Raw genomic sequence first — 15,679 nt, 5'->3', positions numbered from 1 at the left:
ATGGGCCGGGGCATCGCGCAGGTCCTCGCCGGGGCGGGGCACACCGTCCGGGTCGTCGACGCCACCGCCGAACTGGGCCGCGCCGGCCTGGAGCGGATCCGCGCCGACGGTGCCACCGGCGAACTCGGCGCCGCCGCCGACGTCGAGACCGCGCTCGCCGGCGCGGACGTGCTGATCGAGGCGATCGTGGAGGACATGGCCGCCAAGCGCGACCTGCTCGCCCGGGTCGCCGCCGCCGGCGGGCCGGACCTGCTCGTCGCCTCCAACACCTCGTCGCTGAGCGTCAACGAGATGGGCCGCGCGTTCGGCGCCCCGGAACGCCTGCTCGGGCTGCACTTCTTCAACCCGCCCACCCGGATGCGCCTGGTGGAGGTGATCGTCGGCGCGGCCACCGGCGAGGCGACGGTGCGGCGGGCGCTGGCGCTCGTGGAGTCGCTCGGCAAGACCGCTGTGGTGTGCCGGGACTCGCCGAACTTCATCGTCAACCGGGTCTGCCGGCCGCTGTACTACGAGGCGCAGCTCCTCCTCGCGCAGGGCGTCGAGGCGGCGGTGGTGGACGCGGTCGCCCGGGGCGCGCTCGGGCACCCGATGGGTCCGCTGCAACTGCTCGACTCACCGGGCTGCACACGCACCTGGCCTCGTCGGAGACCGCGCTGCGCGAGTTCGGCGACCCCCGCTACCGGCCCATCCCCCAGGTGCGTGGCCTGGTCCGGGCCGGCCTGACCGGCAAGGCCGCCGGCCGCGGCTTCTACGACTACGCCGTCGAGCCGCCGCGCGACGCCAACGCCCGGGTGGTCCGGCGGCCCGGGGCGCCGAACGGTCCGGCGGCCCGCGTGGTGAGCCTCGGCGCGCCGACCCCGCAGCGGGAGGCGGAGCTGGCCCGGCTGGCGGCCCGGCAGAACGTGGTGCTGGACAGCTCCGACGCCGGCTGGGCCGAGGTGCTGCCCGCCGACGTCGGCTGGATCCGGCTGCACCGGCGCGCCGACGACGCCGTGTTCGCCGAGGTGGTCGAGGACCCGGTCGCGGGCGTCGCCGTCCCCGGCTTCGTCGACCGGCTGCTGGACCACCTCGGCGCGTCGTCGGTGCGGGTGCCGGCGCTGCCCGGCCTGGTCGGCGACCGGCTCGCCCACTGCCTGGTGAACGAGGCGGCCACTGTGATCGAGGAGGGCACCGCCACCGCCGACGACGTGGACGTGGCGTTGCGCCTGGCGATGAACCATCCGCGCGGCCCGTTCGAGACGCTGCGGGCCGCCGGGGCGGGGACCGTGTACGAGGCCCTGCGGTCGATGGCCGACGCGTTCGGCGACCCCCGCTACCGGCCGGCGCAACTGCTGCGGCGGCAGGCGATCGGTGAGGCGAGGGCCGCCCGGTGACGCGGGGGGACGACACCGGCGTGGCCGTGCTGCGCGCGGGTGTGCTCGCCGGGCGGCACGCGGTGGTCACCGGCGCCGGCAGCGGCATCGGCCGGGCGGTCGCGATACGCCTGGCCGAGCTGGGCGCCCACGTCACCGGGCTGGGCCGGCACGCCGACACGCTCGCCGCCACCGGCGAGGCGATCACCGGCGAGGCGGCCACCGGGGGCGGCCGCTACACGTACGCGGTCTGCGACGTCCGCGACCACGACCGCGCCGCAGCCACCATCGCCGAGGCAGGCGAGGCGCACGGCATCGACCTGCTGGTGAACAACGCCGGCGGGCAGTTCTTCGCCCCGGCCACGCGGATCTCTGCGGGCGGCTGGGCCGCAGTCGTCGACCTGAACCTCACAAGCGTCTTCCACCTCACCACCGCCGCGTACCCGTACCTGCGGCGCACCCGCGGCGCGGTGGTGAACATGTCGCTGTCAGGGGTGGAACGCGGCGGGCAGGGCATGGCGCACGCCGTCGCGGCCCGCGCCGGCGTGCTCGGGCTGACCCGCACGCTGGCCCTGGAGTGGGCCGCCGACGGCATCCGGCTCAACTGCCTCGGACCGGGCACGGTGCTCACCGCCGCGCTCGACGCCGAGGCCGACCGGCACGTCCGGGACAACCTGGTGGACCGGGCCACGCCGCTGCGCCGCCCGACCCGCGCCGAGGAGGTCGCCGAGCTGGTGGCGTTCCTGGCCGGCCCGGCCGCCGCCATGATGACCGGCCAGCTCATCCAGCTCGACGGCGGCGCACACCTGGGACCGGGGCTGCACATGCTGGCGGAGGCGTACCGGTGAGCCGCGCCCTCGCCGACGTCGTGGCCGAGCACGTACGCCCCGGCCGACGGGTCTACCTGGGCAACTTCGGCGCGCAACTGTTCGCCGTGGGCCACGAGATGATCCGGCAGCGAATCCGGGACGTGGACGTGGTGATCGCCTCCGGCGGGCTGCTGATGGACCAGTTGCTCGGCGCCGGGGTGCTGCGCTCGGCCACGTACGGCCACTGCTGGAGCCCGGTCGGCCCGGCGCCCGCCTGGAACTTCCGGCGCGCCGCTCAGGACGGCGACACCCAGGTCGCGCTGCACGAGCTGAGCCTCGGGCTGCTCACCGCAGCGCTCACCGCGGGCGCCTGGCGGGTGCCGTTCATGCCGGTGCCGGACCTGCCCGGCACCGGCTACCTGGACGAGGACTGGAGCCGGGGGCGGCTGTCCTCGGTCGACTCGGCGTTCGGGCCGGCCCGGGTGGTCCGCGCCGAGCGGCCCGACGTGGCGTTCGTCCACGTGGACCTGGCCGACGCCGACGGCAACGGGGTGATCCGCGGCCCGCTCGGTGAGGTGCTCGTGGCCGCCCAGGCGGCCCGGCGCACCGTGCTCGTCGCCGAGCAGGTCACCGACGCCGAGACGGTACGCGCCGCCGGGATCAGCGTTCCCGGGCTGCTCGTCGACGCGGTGGTCGAGTCCCCCGGCGCGGTGCACCCCGACGGCGCGGTCGGCCGGTACCCGCGTGACGTCGAGGCGTACCAGCGGTATGCCCGCCGCTCGGCCACCGCCGACGGCTTCCGGCGGTGGCTGGCCGAGGAGGTGCTGTGACCACAGCGGACTTCCTGGTCCGGGCGGCGCGGGAGTTCCGGCGCGGCGGCTGGGTGTTCACCGGCTTCCACTGGCCGGTGCTCGCCGGCCAGTGCGCGTACGCGCTGCCCGGCGAACCGTTCAGCCAGGTCTTCGAGGCCGGCGCCAGCGCGCACCGGCCCGGCGCCGACGTGCCGACCAGCACCACCGACTACCCGGCGTACGCCGGCGGGTTCGGCTGGCTGGGCGGCACCGCCGACGTGCTCCTGGCGATGGGCCACCGGTTCGACCGGGTGGTGCTCGACGCCGGCAACGTCGACCTGCGCGGCCGGATCAACTCGTCGTACCTGGGCCCCCGGGAGCGGCCCACGGTGCGGCTGCCCGGCGGCGGGGGCGCCGCCGACATCGCGGCGGCGGCACGGGAACTGGTGCTGCTGCACGGCGCACGGGATCCACGCCGGATCGTGTGCGCGGTCGAGCACGTGACCGCCGCGCCCGCCCCGGACGCGCTGGTGCGGCTGCACACCCGGTGGGGCGTGGTGCGGCTCGGCGCCGATCCGCGGCTGGAGGAGGTCACCGCGGACGGCGAGGTGCTGCGTGCCCACCTGGCCGCGCTCGGCGTACCCGTCGACGGCGCGGCGCCCCGGCCGCCGGTCACCGCGGCCGAACGCGCCGCGGCCGTCGGCGTGCTGCGGCGCGCCGCCGTACGGGGCTACTCAGTGGCGAAGGGAACGGACAGAGGATGACTGACGACGATCTCGGTGAGCTGCGCCGGCAGGTACGGGACCTGGTCGGCGAGTGGCGCGACGGCGACCGGTTCCGGCCGGTGTGCGACGCGTGGCTGCGCTCGTACGACACGGAGTTCAGCCGCGCGCTGGCGGACCGGGGCTGGATCGGCCTGACCTGGCCGCGCGAGTACGGCGGGCAGGCCCGCTCGAACCGGGCCCGGCTGGTGGTCACCGAGGAGCTGCTGCGCGCCGGGGCGCCGGTGGCCGCGCACTGGATCGCGGACCGGCAGATCGGCCCGGCCGTCCTGCGGTACGGCTCCCCCGCGCTGCGCGAGCGGTACCTGCCGGCGATCGCCGCCGGGGAGGTGACGTTCTGCCTCGGCATGAGCGAGACCGAGTCCGGCAGCGACCTCGCCTCGGTGCGCACCACCGCCCGCCCGGACGGCGACGGCTGGCGGCTCACCGGCGGCAAGATCTGGACCAGTCACGCCCACCGGTCCACGCACGCGTACGTGCTGTGCCGCACCGGCACCGGCGGCGACCGGCACGAGGGCCTGACCGAGCTGATCGTGGACATGTCCGCGCCCGGCGTCACCGTCCGGCCGATCGTCGACCTGCGCGGCGAGCACCACTTCAACGAGGTCGTCTTCGACGACGTGCGGGTGCCCGGCGACCACGTTCTGGGCACCGCCGGCAACGGCTGGACGCAGGTCACCGAGCAGTTGTCCTTCGAGCGCGGCGGGATGGAGCGGGTGCTCAGCACGTACCCGCTGCTGGCCGCCACCGTCGACGCGTGCGCCGCGCGGCGGGACGCGGACGCCCCGCTGGGCGAGGCGCTGGCCCGGCTGGCCGGGCTGCGCGGCCTGGCCTGGCGCATCGCCGGTGAGCTGGACGCCGGGCAGGCCCCGGTGCACGCCGCGGCGGTGCTGAAGGACCTGGGCACCGAGTTCGAGGCCGACGTCAACGAGATCGCGCGTACCGTGCTCGACGTCGAGCCTGACCCCGACGGCGACGGACCGGCCGGGCTGCTCGCCCAGGGGCTGCTGGCCGCGCCGGGTTTCTCGATCCGCGGCGGCACCACCGAGGTGCTGCGCACCATCATCGCCAAGGGCGCCGCCCGCGCGCCCCGGCGCGGCGGCGACGAGCTGCGGGAGCTGACCGACGACGTGCTCGGCGGTCACGGCGGCGACCCGGACGGCCTGCCCACGCTCTGGTCCACGGTGCACGGGCTGGGCTGGACCGGGGTGTCGGTGCCGGAGGACGCGGGCGGCTCGGGCGGCACGCTCGCCGACCTGGCCGCGCTCGTGCGCGGGCTGGGTCGCCACGGTGTCTCCCTGCCGCTGGCCGGGACCGTGCTGGCCGCCCGGCAGCTCGCCGCCGCCGGTCGCGGCCTGCCCGAGGGCGTCGCCACCGTGGTCGCCGACGACGGGCTCGCGGTGGCCGGCGGGCGGCTGCGCGGCACGGCTGCCCGCGTGCCGTGGGCCGCCGCCGCGCGGACACTGCTGGTGTACGCGGGCGACGAGGCGTTCGTGGTGCCCGCCGACCACCCCGGCGTGCGGGTCACGCCCGGCCGCAACCTGGCCGCCGAGCCGCGCGACGACGTCGTGTTCGACGTGCCGGTCACCGGCGACATGCGGCTCACCGGCGTCGCGCCCGCCGGGGCGGTACGCGCCGAGGCGGCGTTGCTGACCGCCGCCGCGCTCACCGGCGCGCTGGAGACGGCTGTGGAGCACACCCGGCAGCACGTGACGACGCGGGAGCAGTTCGGCCGGCCGCTGCTGGCGTTCCAGGCGGTCGGGCAGACCCTGGCCCGGATGACCGCGCACACGCTGCTCGCCGGCACCGCGCTGGACGCCGCGCTGGCCGGGCCGGACCCGCTGCGGGTCGCCGCCGCCCGGGTGCTCACCGGCCGGGCCGCGACGATCGTGGCCCGCGGCGCGCACCAGCTGCACGGGGCGATGGGCGTCACCCGCGAGCACCCGCTGCACCTGTCCACCCGCAGGCTCTGGTCCTGGCGGGACGAGAACGGCACCCAGCAGTTCTGGGCCGCCACGCTCGGCGCGGCGCTGGTGCCGCGCGGCAGCGCGGGCGTCTGGTCCTGGCTGACCGATCAGGAGGCTGAGTCATGAGCAAAGTGGAACTGCACAACGCGGACGGGCGCTGGACGCTCACGCTGAACGACCCGGACCGGCGCAACGCCATCGACGCGGAGATGCGCGACGCGCTCGGCGACGCGATCGCCGAAGTGGCGGCCGACCGGCACGCCCGCACGCTCGTGGTCACCGGCGCGGGCACGGCGTTCTGCGCCGGCGCCGACCTGCCCGCCATGTTCGGCGAACCAGGCCGCGGCGTCGCGGAGATCCGCGCCGACCTGCACCGCGTCTACGACAGCTTCCTGCGGGTACGGGCGCTGCCGATCCCGACGATCGCCGCGGTGCAGGGACCGGCGGTGGGCGCCGGGCTGAACCTGGCGCTCGCGTGCGACACCCGGATCGTCGGGCCGAAGGCGAAGCTGATCGCCTCGTTCACGAAGCTCGGCCTGCACCCCGGCGGGGGCTGCACCTGGTTCCTCACCCGCGCGCTCGGCCCGGAACGCGCCCTGCAACTGCTGCTCGACGGCGGGAGCGTGGACGGCCCCGAGGCGGTACGCGTCGGGCTCGCCGCGACGCTCGCCGACGACCCGCTGGCGGCCGCGCACGATCGGGCCGAACGGTGGGCGGCGCTGGACCCGGCGCTGGCCCGGGACATCAAGACATCGGTACGCACCGCGGAGACGGCCGGTTTCGCCGCCGCGCTGGAGTTCGAGTCGTGGGCCCAGGCGTCCTCGGCGACCGGGCCGGCGATCCAGGAGGCGGTGGCCGCGTTCCGCAGGTGACCCGTCCGCCGCGGGACCGGGCGGGGCGCCGCTGTGCGCCCCGCCCGGCGGCGTCACGCCGCCGCTCCGGTCAGACCACGGCGGGCTGTGCCTCGGTGGCCATGACGAGCGCGCCGAGCAGCGCGGCGTCCTGCGCGAAGTCCGACAGCACGATCTCCGGCGGGTACGGCAGCGTGTGGGTGAGCCGCTCGGTCAGCAGCTCCCGCACCAGGTCGTTGCCGGCGACGCTGCCGACCAGCACGATCCGCTGCGGGTCGAGCAGCAGGCAGCACGTGACCAGCTGGCGGGCCAGTTCGTCGACGCGCAGGCGGAGCTGCTCCCGTACCTGGCCGGGCTGCTCCGCCGCCGCGCACAGGCCGGCGGCCCGGCCGTCCACGCCGAGGCGCTGCGCCAGCTCGTCCAGGGCCCGGCCGGAGAACGTCGCCTCCAGCATCGGTTCCAGGCGGGGCGGCCAGCTGAGGTCGGTCAGTCCGTAGGCGATCTCGCCGGCCGCGCCGTGGCGGCCCGGCAGCACCTCGCCGTTGACCGTCACCGCGGCGGCCACCCCGGTCCCGAGCCCGACAACGAGCCCCGGATCGGCGTCGCGCAGCGCACCGAGCCGCAGCTCGGCGTAGGCCGCCGCCTTCAGGTCGTTCGTCACCCGCACGTGCGCGAGGTTCAGGTGGGCGCGGACCGCCTCGGCCAGCCGCAACTGTTCCCAGCCGGGGACGTTCGGCGCCAGTTCGATGCCGTCGTCGTGGACGACGCCGGGCGAGGCGATGCCGGCCGCGACGATCGTGCCGCCGGTCTGCTCGGCGAGTTCGCACGCCCGGTCCAGCGCCCGGGTGAGGGCCTGCTGCGCGCCCCGCTCGGCGATCGTGGGCAGGCGCTCGGAGACGAGCAGCCTGCCGTCGGTGTCGCCCACGCCGATCGCCATCTTGGTGCCGCCGAAGTCGATGCCGAGCAGGCGCGGATTTGCCGGTCGTTCCATGGTGATGTCAGATCGCCCTTCGGGCCGTCGGTCCAGATCACGTGGTCGCCGCGACACGACGTCCGCGACCACGGCCAGCTGCGGCTGCCGCCCCGTCACAGGCCTACCCTCGCCGCGACCGCCTCGGCGAGAGCCGCGTCGGCACGGGTCAGCCGCTCGCGCAACGCCTGCGCCCGCTCCTGCACCGCGTCGAGCATTGTAGACAGTCGTCCGACCTGGTCCCGGACGGCCGCCTCGCCGGGACCGTCGGCCTGGGCGCGGCGCAGCACGAGTTCCGGGCGGACCGCGGCGGCCAGCAGGTCCCGTACCGCGGCGTCGTCGAGCGCCAGACCGAGGTCGGCGGCGGTGGACCGGACCAGATCCTCGGTCCAGGTCGCCGGGGCGCCGCCGCGGACCAGCCGGCCGAGCAGCGAGTGGGCGCCGCGGAACGGCACGCCGTGGCGGGCCAGCGCGTCGGCTGCCGCGGTGGTGGTGGCGCCGGAGGCGACGATCTCCTCGCCGGACGGCGGGCGCTGCGGGTCCAGCTTCTCGATCAGGCCACCGAGCAGCGAGAAGAACCGGTACGCCCGGTCGTCGCCGTCCCAGAGCCGGGACTGCACGTCGGTGGTGGCGTTGTTCGAGTCCTCCCACCAGGCGGCGCCGACGTTGTTGAGCACGCTCGCCGCGTCGGCAGCGGCGGCGCCGGCCATCGAGACGAGGTGTTCCAGCACCACCGGGTTGCGCTTCTGCGGCATGATGCTGCTGCCCTGGGTGAACTCGCCGGGCGTGACCACCCAGCCCCAGCTCAGCCAGTCCATCAGGGTGCGGGCCAGCCGGGCGCCGGTGGCGAGCGCCTGCGCGTTGAGCGTGGCGACCCGGACCAGGTGGTCGGCGCCGGCCACCGCCTCGTACGAGTTGACGATGAGCTGGTCGAAGCCGAGCAGGTCGGCCAGGCGGCGGGGCGAGATGTCCAGGTCGGTGCCGGCGAAGGCGCAGGAGCCCAGCGGCGAGCGGTTCATCTCGTCCAGCAGGCCGGCGTACGCGGCGGCCTCGCCGGCGAGCGCCTCGGCGTAGCCGGCGAAGACGTGCCCGATGCTGGTCGGCTGGGCCGGGCGGCGGTGCGTGTAGCCAGTGATCACCACGTCGGCGTGCCGGTCCGCGCGGTCCAGCACGGTACGGCCGGTCGCCAGCAGCGCGTCGAGCACCTGGAGCAGCTGGTCGCGCAGCACCATCCGGAAGACGCCGGCGTCGAGGTCGTTGCGGCTGCGCGCGAGCTGCACGCTCAGCTGCGACACCTCGATGCCGGCCGCGGCGGCGAGGCGCTTCTCCAGCGTGTAGTAGACGTCCTCGACGCTGCCGTCGTACTCCAGTTCCTCCGGCCGGTCCGCGGCGAGGGCGACCAGGCCGCGCAGCATCGTCGCGGCGGCGTCGTCGGAGATCAGCCCCTGCTCGGCGAGCATGACGACGTGGGCCTTGCTGGCCGTGACCATCGCCGGGTAGAGGTGGGCGACGTGGTGGTCGAACACGACGCGGAGGTGGTGCTGTTGGTAGACGGTCAGTGACGGGCTCATGGAGGCCTCCCGAGGTGGTGCGTGGTCCTGGGGCGTAACTGTCATCCGGCCGGCTGGTCCGGCCGGTCGGCGCCGGGCGGTCCCGGCAGCGGCGCGGCGAGCCACGCCCCGACCAGCTCGCGCAGGCGGGTGCCGGCGGTGGCGCGGATCCGGCCGCCGGCCTCCTCGCCTGCCAGCGAGACGTGGCCCGACCAGCCCTGCCAGGGGTCGGGGCGCGACTCCACCAGCACGTACGGGTACGGGGTGGGCAGCTTCGGCTTGGGCGGCAGGTCCGGCGCCGCGTCCAGGCGTACCGCGGCCGGGTCGAAGCCGAGCACGGCGGAACTCTCGTACGCGCCGCCGTGCCCCCGGGCCGGCAGCTCACCGAACATCTCGGTGGTCTCGTCCGGGCCGACCAGCTGGAACCAGTTCACCAGCATCATGCTGGCCCGGTGCCGCCCGGACACCCACTCCATCGCCGCGCGGACGGTGGACATGTTGGCGTCGTGCCCGTTGACCACGAGCACCCGGGTGAAGCCCGCCTCGACGATGCCGGCGAGCACGTCGGCGAGGTAGCCGACGGCGATCTCCGGCCGCAGCGCCACAGTGCCCGGCCACGGCCGGGTCTGGCCCGGGCAGGCGGCGTACGGCGTGGCCGGGAACAGCACCGCCCGGGCGGACCCGGTGGCCAGTTCCCCGGCGAAGCCCTCGGCCAGGATCAGGTCGGTACCGATCGGCAGGTGCGGACCGTGCCACTCGACCGCGCCGACCGGCAGCACCGCCAGGTCGGCCGCCTCGGTCACGGCGGCGAACGCGTGCCCGGGTACCCGGGTGACCGGAAGCAGCCCTCCCCCGGTCCGCCACCGCTCGATCAGTTCGTCCACTGCTCGGCCCTCCGGGTCGCGGTGCGGCTGCTCTCCAGCCGTCCGGAGAACCACATCACCACGAAGATGAGCAGCACCTGGAGCATGCCGTAGGCGGCCGCGGTGCCCAGCTCGAAGCTGTACATGCGGTTGTTGATGGCGACCGAGATCGGGACCGTCGACGAGGTGTAGATGAGCACCGAGGCGACGAACTCGCCGACGCCGTGCACGAACGCCAGCAGCGCGCCGGCCAGCACACCGGGCAGCATCAGCCGCACGGTGATCGTGTAGAACGCGCGCAGCCAGGAGGCGCCCAGGTTACGCGCGGCGTCCTCCAGCGACGGGTCGATCAGGGCCAGCGTCGCGGAGCTGGACCGGAACACGATCGGCAGGAACCGCACGAAGTAGGCCAGCGGCAGGATCCAGAACGTGCCGACCAGCACCTGCCCGAAGCTGAACGCGTTGCCGGTGCTGAACGCCGAGATCAGGTTGATCGCCACGACCGTGCCGGGCAGTGCCCAGGCGATCATCACGGCCACGTCGAGCAGGCCGCGCCCGACGAACTTCAGCCGCCGCACCGCGTACGCGATCAGCACGCCGATCACCACACAGCCCACGACCGCGATGAGGCTCATCTGCACCGAGTTGAGGATCGGCTGGAACGCCTTGGGGTCGGTGAAGATGCTGACGAAGTTCTCGAACGTGTACGTCGGCGGCAGCACCTCGGTGGTCCAGGACCGGTCCTCGGAGAACGCGACGAGCGCGATCGCGCCGACCGGGGCGAGCAGGACCAGCGTGGCCAGCACCGAGGCGAGCGGCGCGAGCCAGCGGCCGACCGGGTTGGTGATCTCCCGCCGGACCGCCGAGACGCCCTTGGACTGCGACTGGTAGTTGCGCCGCCCCTCGTACCAGCGCATGCCCAGCAGGAAGATGATCGAGACGATGCCGAGCACGGATGCGTACGCCGAGGCCATCGGCAGGTCGCCGTTGGTGCGGTTGATGTAGATCTGCATCGTCATGGTCTGACTGACGTTGAACAGCAGTGGCGCGGTGTAGGACGCCAGCGACGTCATGAAGACCAGCAGCGACGCCGAGATCAGCGCCGGGGTGAGCATCGGCAGCAGGACGGTGCGCCACACGCGTACCCGGCCCGCGCCGAGGTTGTACGCCGCCTCCTCGACCGACGGGTCCATCCCGGCCAGCGCCGCGGAGGCGGCCAGGAAGAAGAACGGGTACATGGTGAACGTGTGCACCACCAGCACACCGGCGATCCCGTCGAAGGCCAGGACCGGCTTCTCGGTGCCGAGCAGCGCCTGAAGGCCGCGCGGCACGATGCCGATGTTGCTGTAGAGCAGCTGGAAGGACACGGCGCCGATCAGCGGCGGCAGGGCCGCCGGCACCAGGATGAACGCCTCGATGAGCCGCCGGCCGCGGAAGTGGAACCGCTTGAGCAGGAACGCCATCGCCACGCCGACGACGCCGCAGAGCAGCACGCTCGCGGCCGAGATGAACAGCGAGGTGAACAGCGACTCGCGGGCCACCCCGGAGGAGGAGAGGAACTGGAGGTAGTTGTCGGTGCCGTTGGCGCTGACGCTCTCCCGGAAGGTGGCGAACATCGGCTGGACGACGAAGCCCCACAGCACCAGGACCAGCGGCAGCACCAGCAGATAGGGGAACCATCGGGAGTTCGCCCCGCCGGCCAGGCGCCGGCCGAGGGCCGCCGCCCAGCCGGGGGCGGTCGGGGTCGCAGCGGTCACGGCTTGACCACCCAGAGCCGCTCGGGTGCGAGCCGCAGGCCCACGACGTCGCCGAGCTGGATGCCGGCGGGCGCGTCGACCAGTGCGGCCATCACCTCGTCACCGTCGACGTCGACTGTGACGTGGGTGGCCATGCCGGTGAACTCGACGTGGCTGACCCGGCCGCGCATGGCCGCGGTGTCGTCGTCGCCGCCGAGCGCGATGTGCTCGGGGCGGGCGGAGACCAGTGCGGTGTCGCCCTCGGTGAGCCCGTGTCCGGCGGGAGCGCCTACCTCGATCGTGGCGCCGCCGGGCAGGCGTACCTGGACGCGCTGCTCCGCCGCGCCGGTCACCGGCAGGCTCAGCACGTTGCTGCGTCCGATGAACCGGGCCACGAACGCGTTCGCGGGCTGGTAGTAGACCTCGTGCGGGGTGCCGACCTGCTGGACCCGGCCGGACTCCATGACGGCGATCCGGTCCGACATCGCCATCGCCTCGGCCTGGTCGTGCGTGACGTAGATCGAGGTGGTGCCGCTCTCCCGCTGGATGCGCCGGATCTCGGCACGCGTCTCCTCGCGCAGCTTCGCGTCGAGGTTCGACAGCGGTTCGTCGAGCAGCATGGTGCGGGGACGGATCACCAGTGCCCGCGCCAGCGCGACGCGCTGCTGCTGGCCGCCGGAGAGCGCGTCGATGCGCCGGTCGCCGTAGCCGGCGAGGTGCACCTGTTCGAGCGCCTCGGTGACCCGGCGGGCCTGCTCGGCGCGGGAGACCCGGCGGACCTTGAGCCCGTACGCGACGTTCTGCGCCACCGTCATGTGCGGGAACAGCGCGTAGTTCTGGAACACCATGCCGGTGTCCCGCTTGTTCGGCGTCCAGTGGGTGACGTCGTCGTCGCCGAAGTGGATGTGACCGGACGTCGGGAAGTAGAAGCCGGCCACCATGCGCAGCGTCGTCGTCTTGCCGCAGCCGCTCGGCCCGAGCAGCGTGAAGAACTCGCCGGCTCCGATGGTGACGGTGACGTCATCGACCGCCGCGGAGTCGCTCGACTTGGCGAAGCGCTTACTGACCGCCGTCAGTCGGACATCGATCATTTCGTGGGTCCTTCCAGGACGAAGCCGGGCCGTGCCGGAGCACGGCCCGGTTCCGAGCGTCTTAGCCCTTGCCCTTGATCTGGGCGTTCCAGTGGGTGATCCAGGCGGTCTCGTTCTTGCCGATCACGTTCCAGTCGACGTTCATCGGCTTGAGGTCGAGCTTGGTCAGCCACTCGGGCTTCTCGGCGATGTCGACAGCGGGGATCTGGAAGTAGTCCTTGGCCAGGCTGGCCCGCAGCGAGTCGTCGAACAGGAACTCGAGGAACTTCTTCGCGCCCTCGCTGTTGCCGCCCTTGACCGCGGCCACGCCGTCGACGAGCACCGGCGCGCCGGAGGCCGGCATGACGTAGCCGAACGGCATCTTCTCGTTGGCTTGGAGCAGGATGTCCTGGAGGTTCCAGGCGCTCACCACGCCCTGCTCACGCGACATCTTCAGGTAGAGGTCGCTGGGGTTGGCCGCGTACTCGACGGTGTTGGCGTCGAGCTTGCGCAGCCAGTCGTAGCCGGGCTGCGGGTTGGACCCGTCGGCCGTGAAGCGCTGGATCATCGAGGCGTAGATCGAGCGCATGGTGCCGGAGGCGGCCACGTCCCGGATGATGATCTTGTCTTTCCACTTCGGGTCGACCAGGTCGTCCCAGTCCTTCGGCGCGGTCTCCGGGGTCAGCGCCTTGTTGTTGTACATGATGACCTCGGGCAGCAGGATCTCGCCGAACCAGCGGCCCTCGGCGTCCTTGTACCGCGCGTCGATCTTCGAGGCGAACGACGGCTGCCAGGACTCCAGCAGGCCCTCGGACGCGCCGGCGGCGAGGCCCTGCTGGGTGCCGCCCCACCAGACCGACGCCTGCGGGTTGGCCTTCTCGGCGCGGACCCGCTCCAGCACCTCCTGGGCGCCCATGTTGAGCACCTCGACCTTGCCCTTGTACTCGGGGTTCTTGGTCGTGAACTGCTCGACGACGTAGTCGGTGACCGACTTGTCGCGGGCACTGTAGATGACGACCTTCTCGGCCGACGCGGAGCCGGAGGAGCCGGTGTCCTTGTCGTCGTCGCTGCTGCCGCACGCGCTGACGGCCAGCAGCGCGCTGAACGCGACGGCCAGGGCCAAACGACGTTTCATTGGTACCTCCATTTTGCGGGGGAACTATCGGGAGCGGGGAAAGACGGTGTGCGATCCCGTCCCGGGGCGCCGGCGGGTTCGCCGGTTCCCCGGGACGGGGTCGAAGGTCCGCGGATCGCGCCCGGACCGGGGCGCGCCGCATCGCGCCGCGACCGGTCGTCCGGGATACGGACGCGGTCGCCGCGACGGTGACGGTGACGGTGACGGTGGGGTGGGTGTCGGGGTCGGGGGCGTCGGGGTCGTCGGGGGCCGGGGTCAGGTGGTGGTCAGGGGAGCGAGGGTCGGGGCACCGCGGCCGAGAGCGCGTAGCTGATGGCTCCGTGCAGCACGGCCTGGTCGCCGAGGGTGGCCCGGCGTACCTCGGTGGGAGCCGGCGTCCGGGCGGAGACGAGGGTCTGCAGCTGGTCGAGGGCCGCGTCGTCGAGTTCCGCCGCGGCGCCGCTGAGCAGCACCAGCCCCGGATCGACGACGCAGGCGCAGGAGAGGATGAGCCCGGCCCAGGCGCCGAGGACCTCGTCGAGGTACTCGCGGGCGGGCGCCGAGGTCGCGGCGAGCCCGCTCAGCTCCCGTACCGGTGACTCGGGCCGGCGGCCCGGGTTGAGCGCGACGACCCGCTCCGCGATGGCGTTGACCGACCACCGGGCTTCGAACTCGCCGACGCCGCTGTAGCGGCGCTCGGCCGCGCCGCCCAGCGGCAGGAAGCCGACCTCGCCGGCGGCTCCGCTGGCGCCGCGGCGGACCTTGCCGTCGAGCACGAGGCCGGCGCCGATGCCGTCGGCCACGTGGATCAGCAGCAGGTTCGCCACGTCCGCGCCGGCGCCGGCCACGCACTCACCGGCGGCCATGAGGTTGACGTCGTTGTCGACGACCACGGGTACGCCGAGCCGCCGTTGCACGGATTCGCCGATCGGCCACGCCTCGACCAGTCCGACCGACGGCGCGAGGCGTACCGCGCCGTTGCTGGACACGCCGGGCACCGCGATGGCGACGCCGCGGAGCGAGGGCAGGTTGTCGCCGACCAGGTCGAGGACGAACTCGCAGACGGTCTCCACCACGTTCGCGCCGAGCCGTGCGACGCGGTGCGCGATGACCGCGCCCTCACTGTCGGCGATCTCGCAGCTGATCCGGGGCGGCTCCAGCGACACCGCCGCGACGAGCTCGGCGCGGGGGTTGAACTCGAGCATCTCCCGGGGCCGGCCGGTGGTGGGCGCGCCGGGACCGCGTTCGATGAGGTAACCCTCGGCGACGAGTTCCCGCACGAGCGCGGTCACAGTCGCCGCCGAGAGGCCGGTCATCTCGGCCAGGTCCACGCGGGACAGCCGCCGGGCCTGCCGGGCGGCCAAGATCACCGAGAGACGCTTGATCTCACGGGACCGCTCACGGCTGACCGGACTGGTCGGGGCTTTGTCAGACACACTTTCTTCCTAGTGAGAAAAAATTCTGGCGTCAAGTAACGAGATGATCTCGGTCCGCCGACCAGGGAAAATTCTTCGGCCGACAAGCCGGTCGCGCCAGGGCCAGCCCGACATGTCGCGCAAAACCGAGCCCTGTGGTCCACATTGGGGTGCCAAACCTGGACAAAGACTGCCCGCACGTCACGGCCGGCCCCCGGGTGATCGCCCTGAGCAGGGGCGATCGTTTATTCGGATAAGGAAGAAAGTCGTCCGGAGCTATTGACGACGCCTTCGCAAGATCCCTAGGTTACGGCCCGAAGGCCTTCCGGTGGACCGACGTCGCCACCGTGCGTACCGCTCACGCCGTGACGGTGCGCGAGCACCACCATCCCGTTGTCGAGCACCACGA

Annotated in this window: 13 protein-coding genes and 1 pseudogene; 7 read left to right on the top strand and 7 right to left on the bottom strand. The window is 73.7% G+C overall.

The window, feature by feature from the left end; genetic code table 11:
- The 7 genes and pseudogenes from FHX31_RS32665 to FHX31_RS11315 all read left to right on the top strand — a co-directional run.
- A pseudogene (locus FHX31_RS32665) lies at positions 1-698 on the top strand (3-hydroxyacyl-CoA dehydrogenase family protein); the annotation flags it as partial.
- Complete coding sequence (locus tag FHX31_RS32660) at positions 696-1,373, top strand: 3-hydroxyacyl-CoA dehydrogenase family protein (protein WP_392390785.1); 678 nt, start codon at positions 696-698, stop codon at positions 1,371-1,373. The pseudogene FHX31_RS32665 and the gene FHX31_RS32660, both read left to right, overlap by 3 nt.
- Positions 1,370-2,200 carry an SDR family oxidoreductase gene (locus FHX31_RS11335; RefSeq protein ID WP_184976066.1) on the top strand — a complete coding sequence of 277 codons (831 nt, stop codon included), beginning with the start codon at positions 1,370-1,372 and terminating at the stop codon, positions 2,198-2,200. Before FHX31_RS32660 ends, FHX31_RS11335 begins: the two co-directional genes overlap by 4 nt.
- Entirely contained in the window at positions 2,197-2,991 is a 795-nt protein-coding gene (locus tag FHX31_RS11330; RefSeq protein ID WP_184976064.1) for a CoA transferase subunit A, read from the top strand. The genes FHX31_RS11335 and FHX31_RS11330 overlap by 4 nt, the downstream gene beginning before the upstream one ends.
- Positions 2,988-3,716: a co-chaperone HscB gene (locus FHX31_RS11325; RefSeq protein ID WP_123109439.1), complete on the top strand. Its 729-nt coding sequence runs from the start codon at positions 2,988-2,990 to the stop codon at positions 3,714-3,716. The genes FHX31_RS11330 and FHX31_RS11325 overlap by 4 nt, the downstream gene beginning before the upstream one ends.
- On the top strand, positions 3,713-5,827 hold the full coding sequence (locus FHX31_RS11320; RefSeq protein ID WP_091327025.1) for an acyl-CoA dehydrogenase family protein: 2,115 nt from the start codon (positions 3,713-3,715) through the stop codon (positions 5,825-5,827). The genes FHX31_RS11325 and FHX31_RS11320 overlap by 4 nt, the downstream gene beginning before the upstream one ends.
- The gene (locus FHX31_RS11315) at positions 5,824-6,573 is read left to right on the top strand and encodes an enoyl-CoA hydratase (protein ID WP_123109440.1); all 750 of its coding nucleotides are present in this window, start codon (positions 5,824-5,826) and stop codon (positions 6,571-6,573) included. Before FHX31_RS11320 ends, FHX31_RS11315 begins: the two co-directional genes overlap by 4 nt.
- 70 nt (positions 6,574-6,643) lie before the next feature.
- On the opposite strand, the gene FHX31_RS11310 is transcribed toward FHX31_RS11315, so the two are convergent.
- From FHX31_RS11310 to FHX31_RS11280, 7 genes are all read right to left on the bottom strand, one after another.
- Positions 6,644-7,543, bottom strand: a complete 900-nt coding sequence (locus FHX31_RS11310) for an ROK family protein (RefSeq protein ID WP_091327022.1) — start codon at positions 7,541-7,543, stop codon at positions 6,644-6,646.
- Between the two features lie 95 nt (positions 7,544-7,638).
- Positions 7,639-9,093 carry an argininosuccinate lyase gene (locus tag FHX31_RS11305; RefSeq protein WP_030268353.1) on the bottom strand — a complete coding sequence of 485 codons (1,455 nt, stop codon included), beginning with the start codon at positions 9,091-9,093 and terminating at the stop codon, positions 7,639-7,641.
- Between the two features lie 41 nt (positions 9,094-9,134).
- The gene (locus FHX31_RS11300; protein WP_013476377.1) at positions 9,135-9,956 is read right to left on the bottom strand and encodes a creatininase family protein; all 822 of its coding nucleotides are present in this window, start codon (positions 9,954-9,956) and stop codon (positions 9,135-9,137) included.
- Complete coding sequence (locus FHX31_RS11295; RefSeq protein ID WP_184976061.1) at positions 9,944-11,692, bottom strand: ABC transporter permease; 1,749 nt, start codon at positions 11,690-11,692, stop codon at positions 9,944-9,946. The genes FHX31_RS11300 and FHX31_RS11295 overlap by 13 nt, the downstream gene beginning before the upstream one ends.
- Complete coding sequence (locus FHX31_RS11290; RefSeq protein WP_091327016.1) at positions 11,689-12,762, bottom strand: ABC transporter ATP-binding protein; 1,074 nt, start codon at positions 12,760-12,762, stop codon at positions 11,689-11,691. The genes FHX31_RS11295 and FHX31_RS11290 overlap by 4 nt, the downstream gene beginning before the upstream one ends.
- Before the next feature lie 61 nt (positions 12,763-12,823).
- Positions 12,824-13,876, bottom strand: a complete 1,053-nt coding sequence (locus FHX31_RS11285) for an extracellular solute-binding protein (RefSeq protein WP_013286936.1) — start codon at positions 13,874-13,876, stop codon at positions 12,824-12,826.
- A gap of 266 nt (positions 13,877-14,142) precedes the next feature.
- Positions 14,143-15,225, bottom strand: a complete 1,083-nt coding sequence (locus FHX31_RS11280) for an ROK family transcriptional regulator (RefSeq protein WP_486481666.1) — start codon at positions 15,223-15,225, stop codon at positions 14,143-14,145.
- Between the last annotated feature and the right edge of the window lie 454 nt (positions 15,226-15,679).

It is taken from the genome of Micromonospora sp. CNZ286 (assembly GCF_014207755.1).
The sequence above is the reverse complement of the archived record's forward strand: the minus strand, read 5'-3'. Positions and strand labels throughout refer to the sequence as shown.

Excerpts from the sequence above, each read along its gene's own strand:
- FHX31_RS11320 (WP_091327025.1), top strand. The coding sequence starts at position 3,713 with ATGACTGACGACGATCTCGGTGAGCTGCGCCGGCAGGTACGGGACCTG.
- FHX31_RS11315 (WP_123109440.1), top strand. The coding sequence starts at position 5,824 with ATGAGCAAAGTGGAACTGCACAACGCGGACGGGCGCTGGACGCTCACG.
- FHX31_RS11310 (WP_091327022.1), bottom strand. The coding sequence starts at position 7,543 with ATGGAACGACCGGCAAATCCGCGCCTGCTCGGCATCGACTTCGGCGGC.
- FHX31_RS11305 (WP_030268353.1), bottom strand. The coding sequence starts at position 9,093 with ATGAGCCCGTCACTGACCGTCTACCAACAGCACCACCTCCGCGTCGTG.
- FHX31_RS11290 (WP_091327016.1), bottom strand. The coding sequence starts at position 12,762 with ATGATCGATGTCCGACTGACGGCGGTCAGTAAGCGCTTCGCCAAGTCG.
- FHX31_RS11285 (WP_013286936.1), bottom strand. The coding sequence starts at position 13,876 with ATGAAACGTCGTTTGGCCCTGGCCGTCGCGTTCAGCGCGCTGCTGGCC.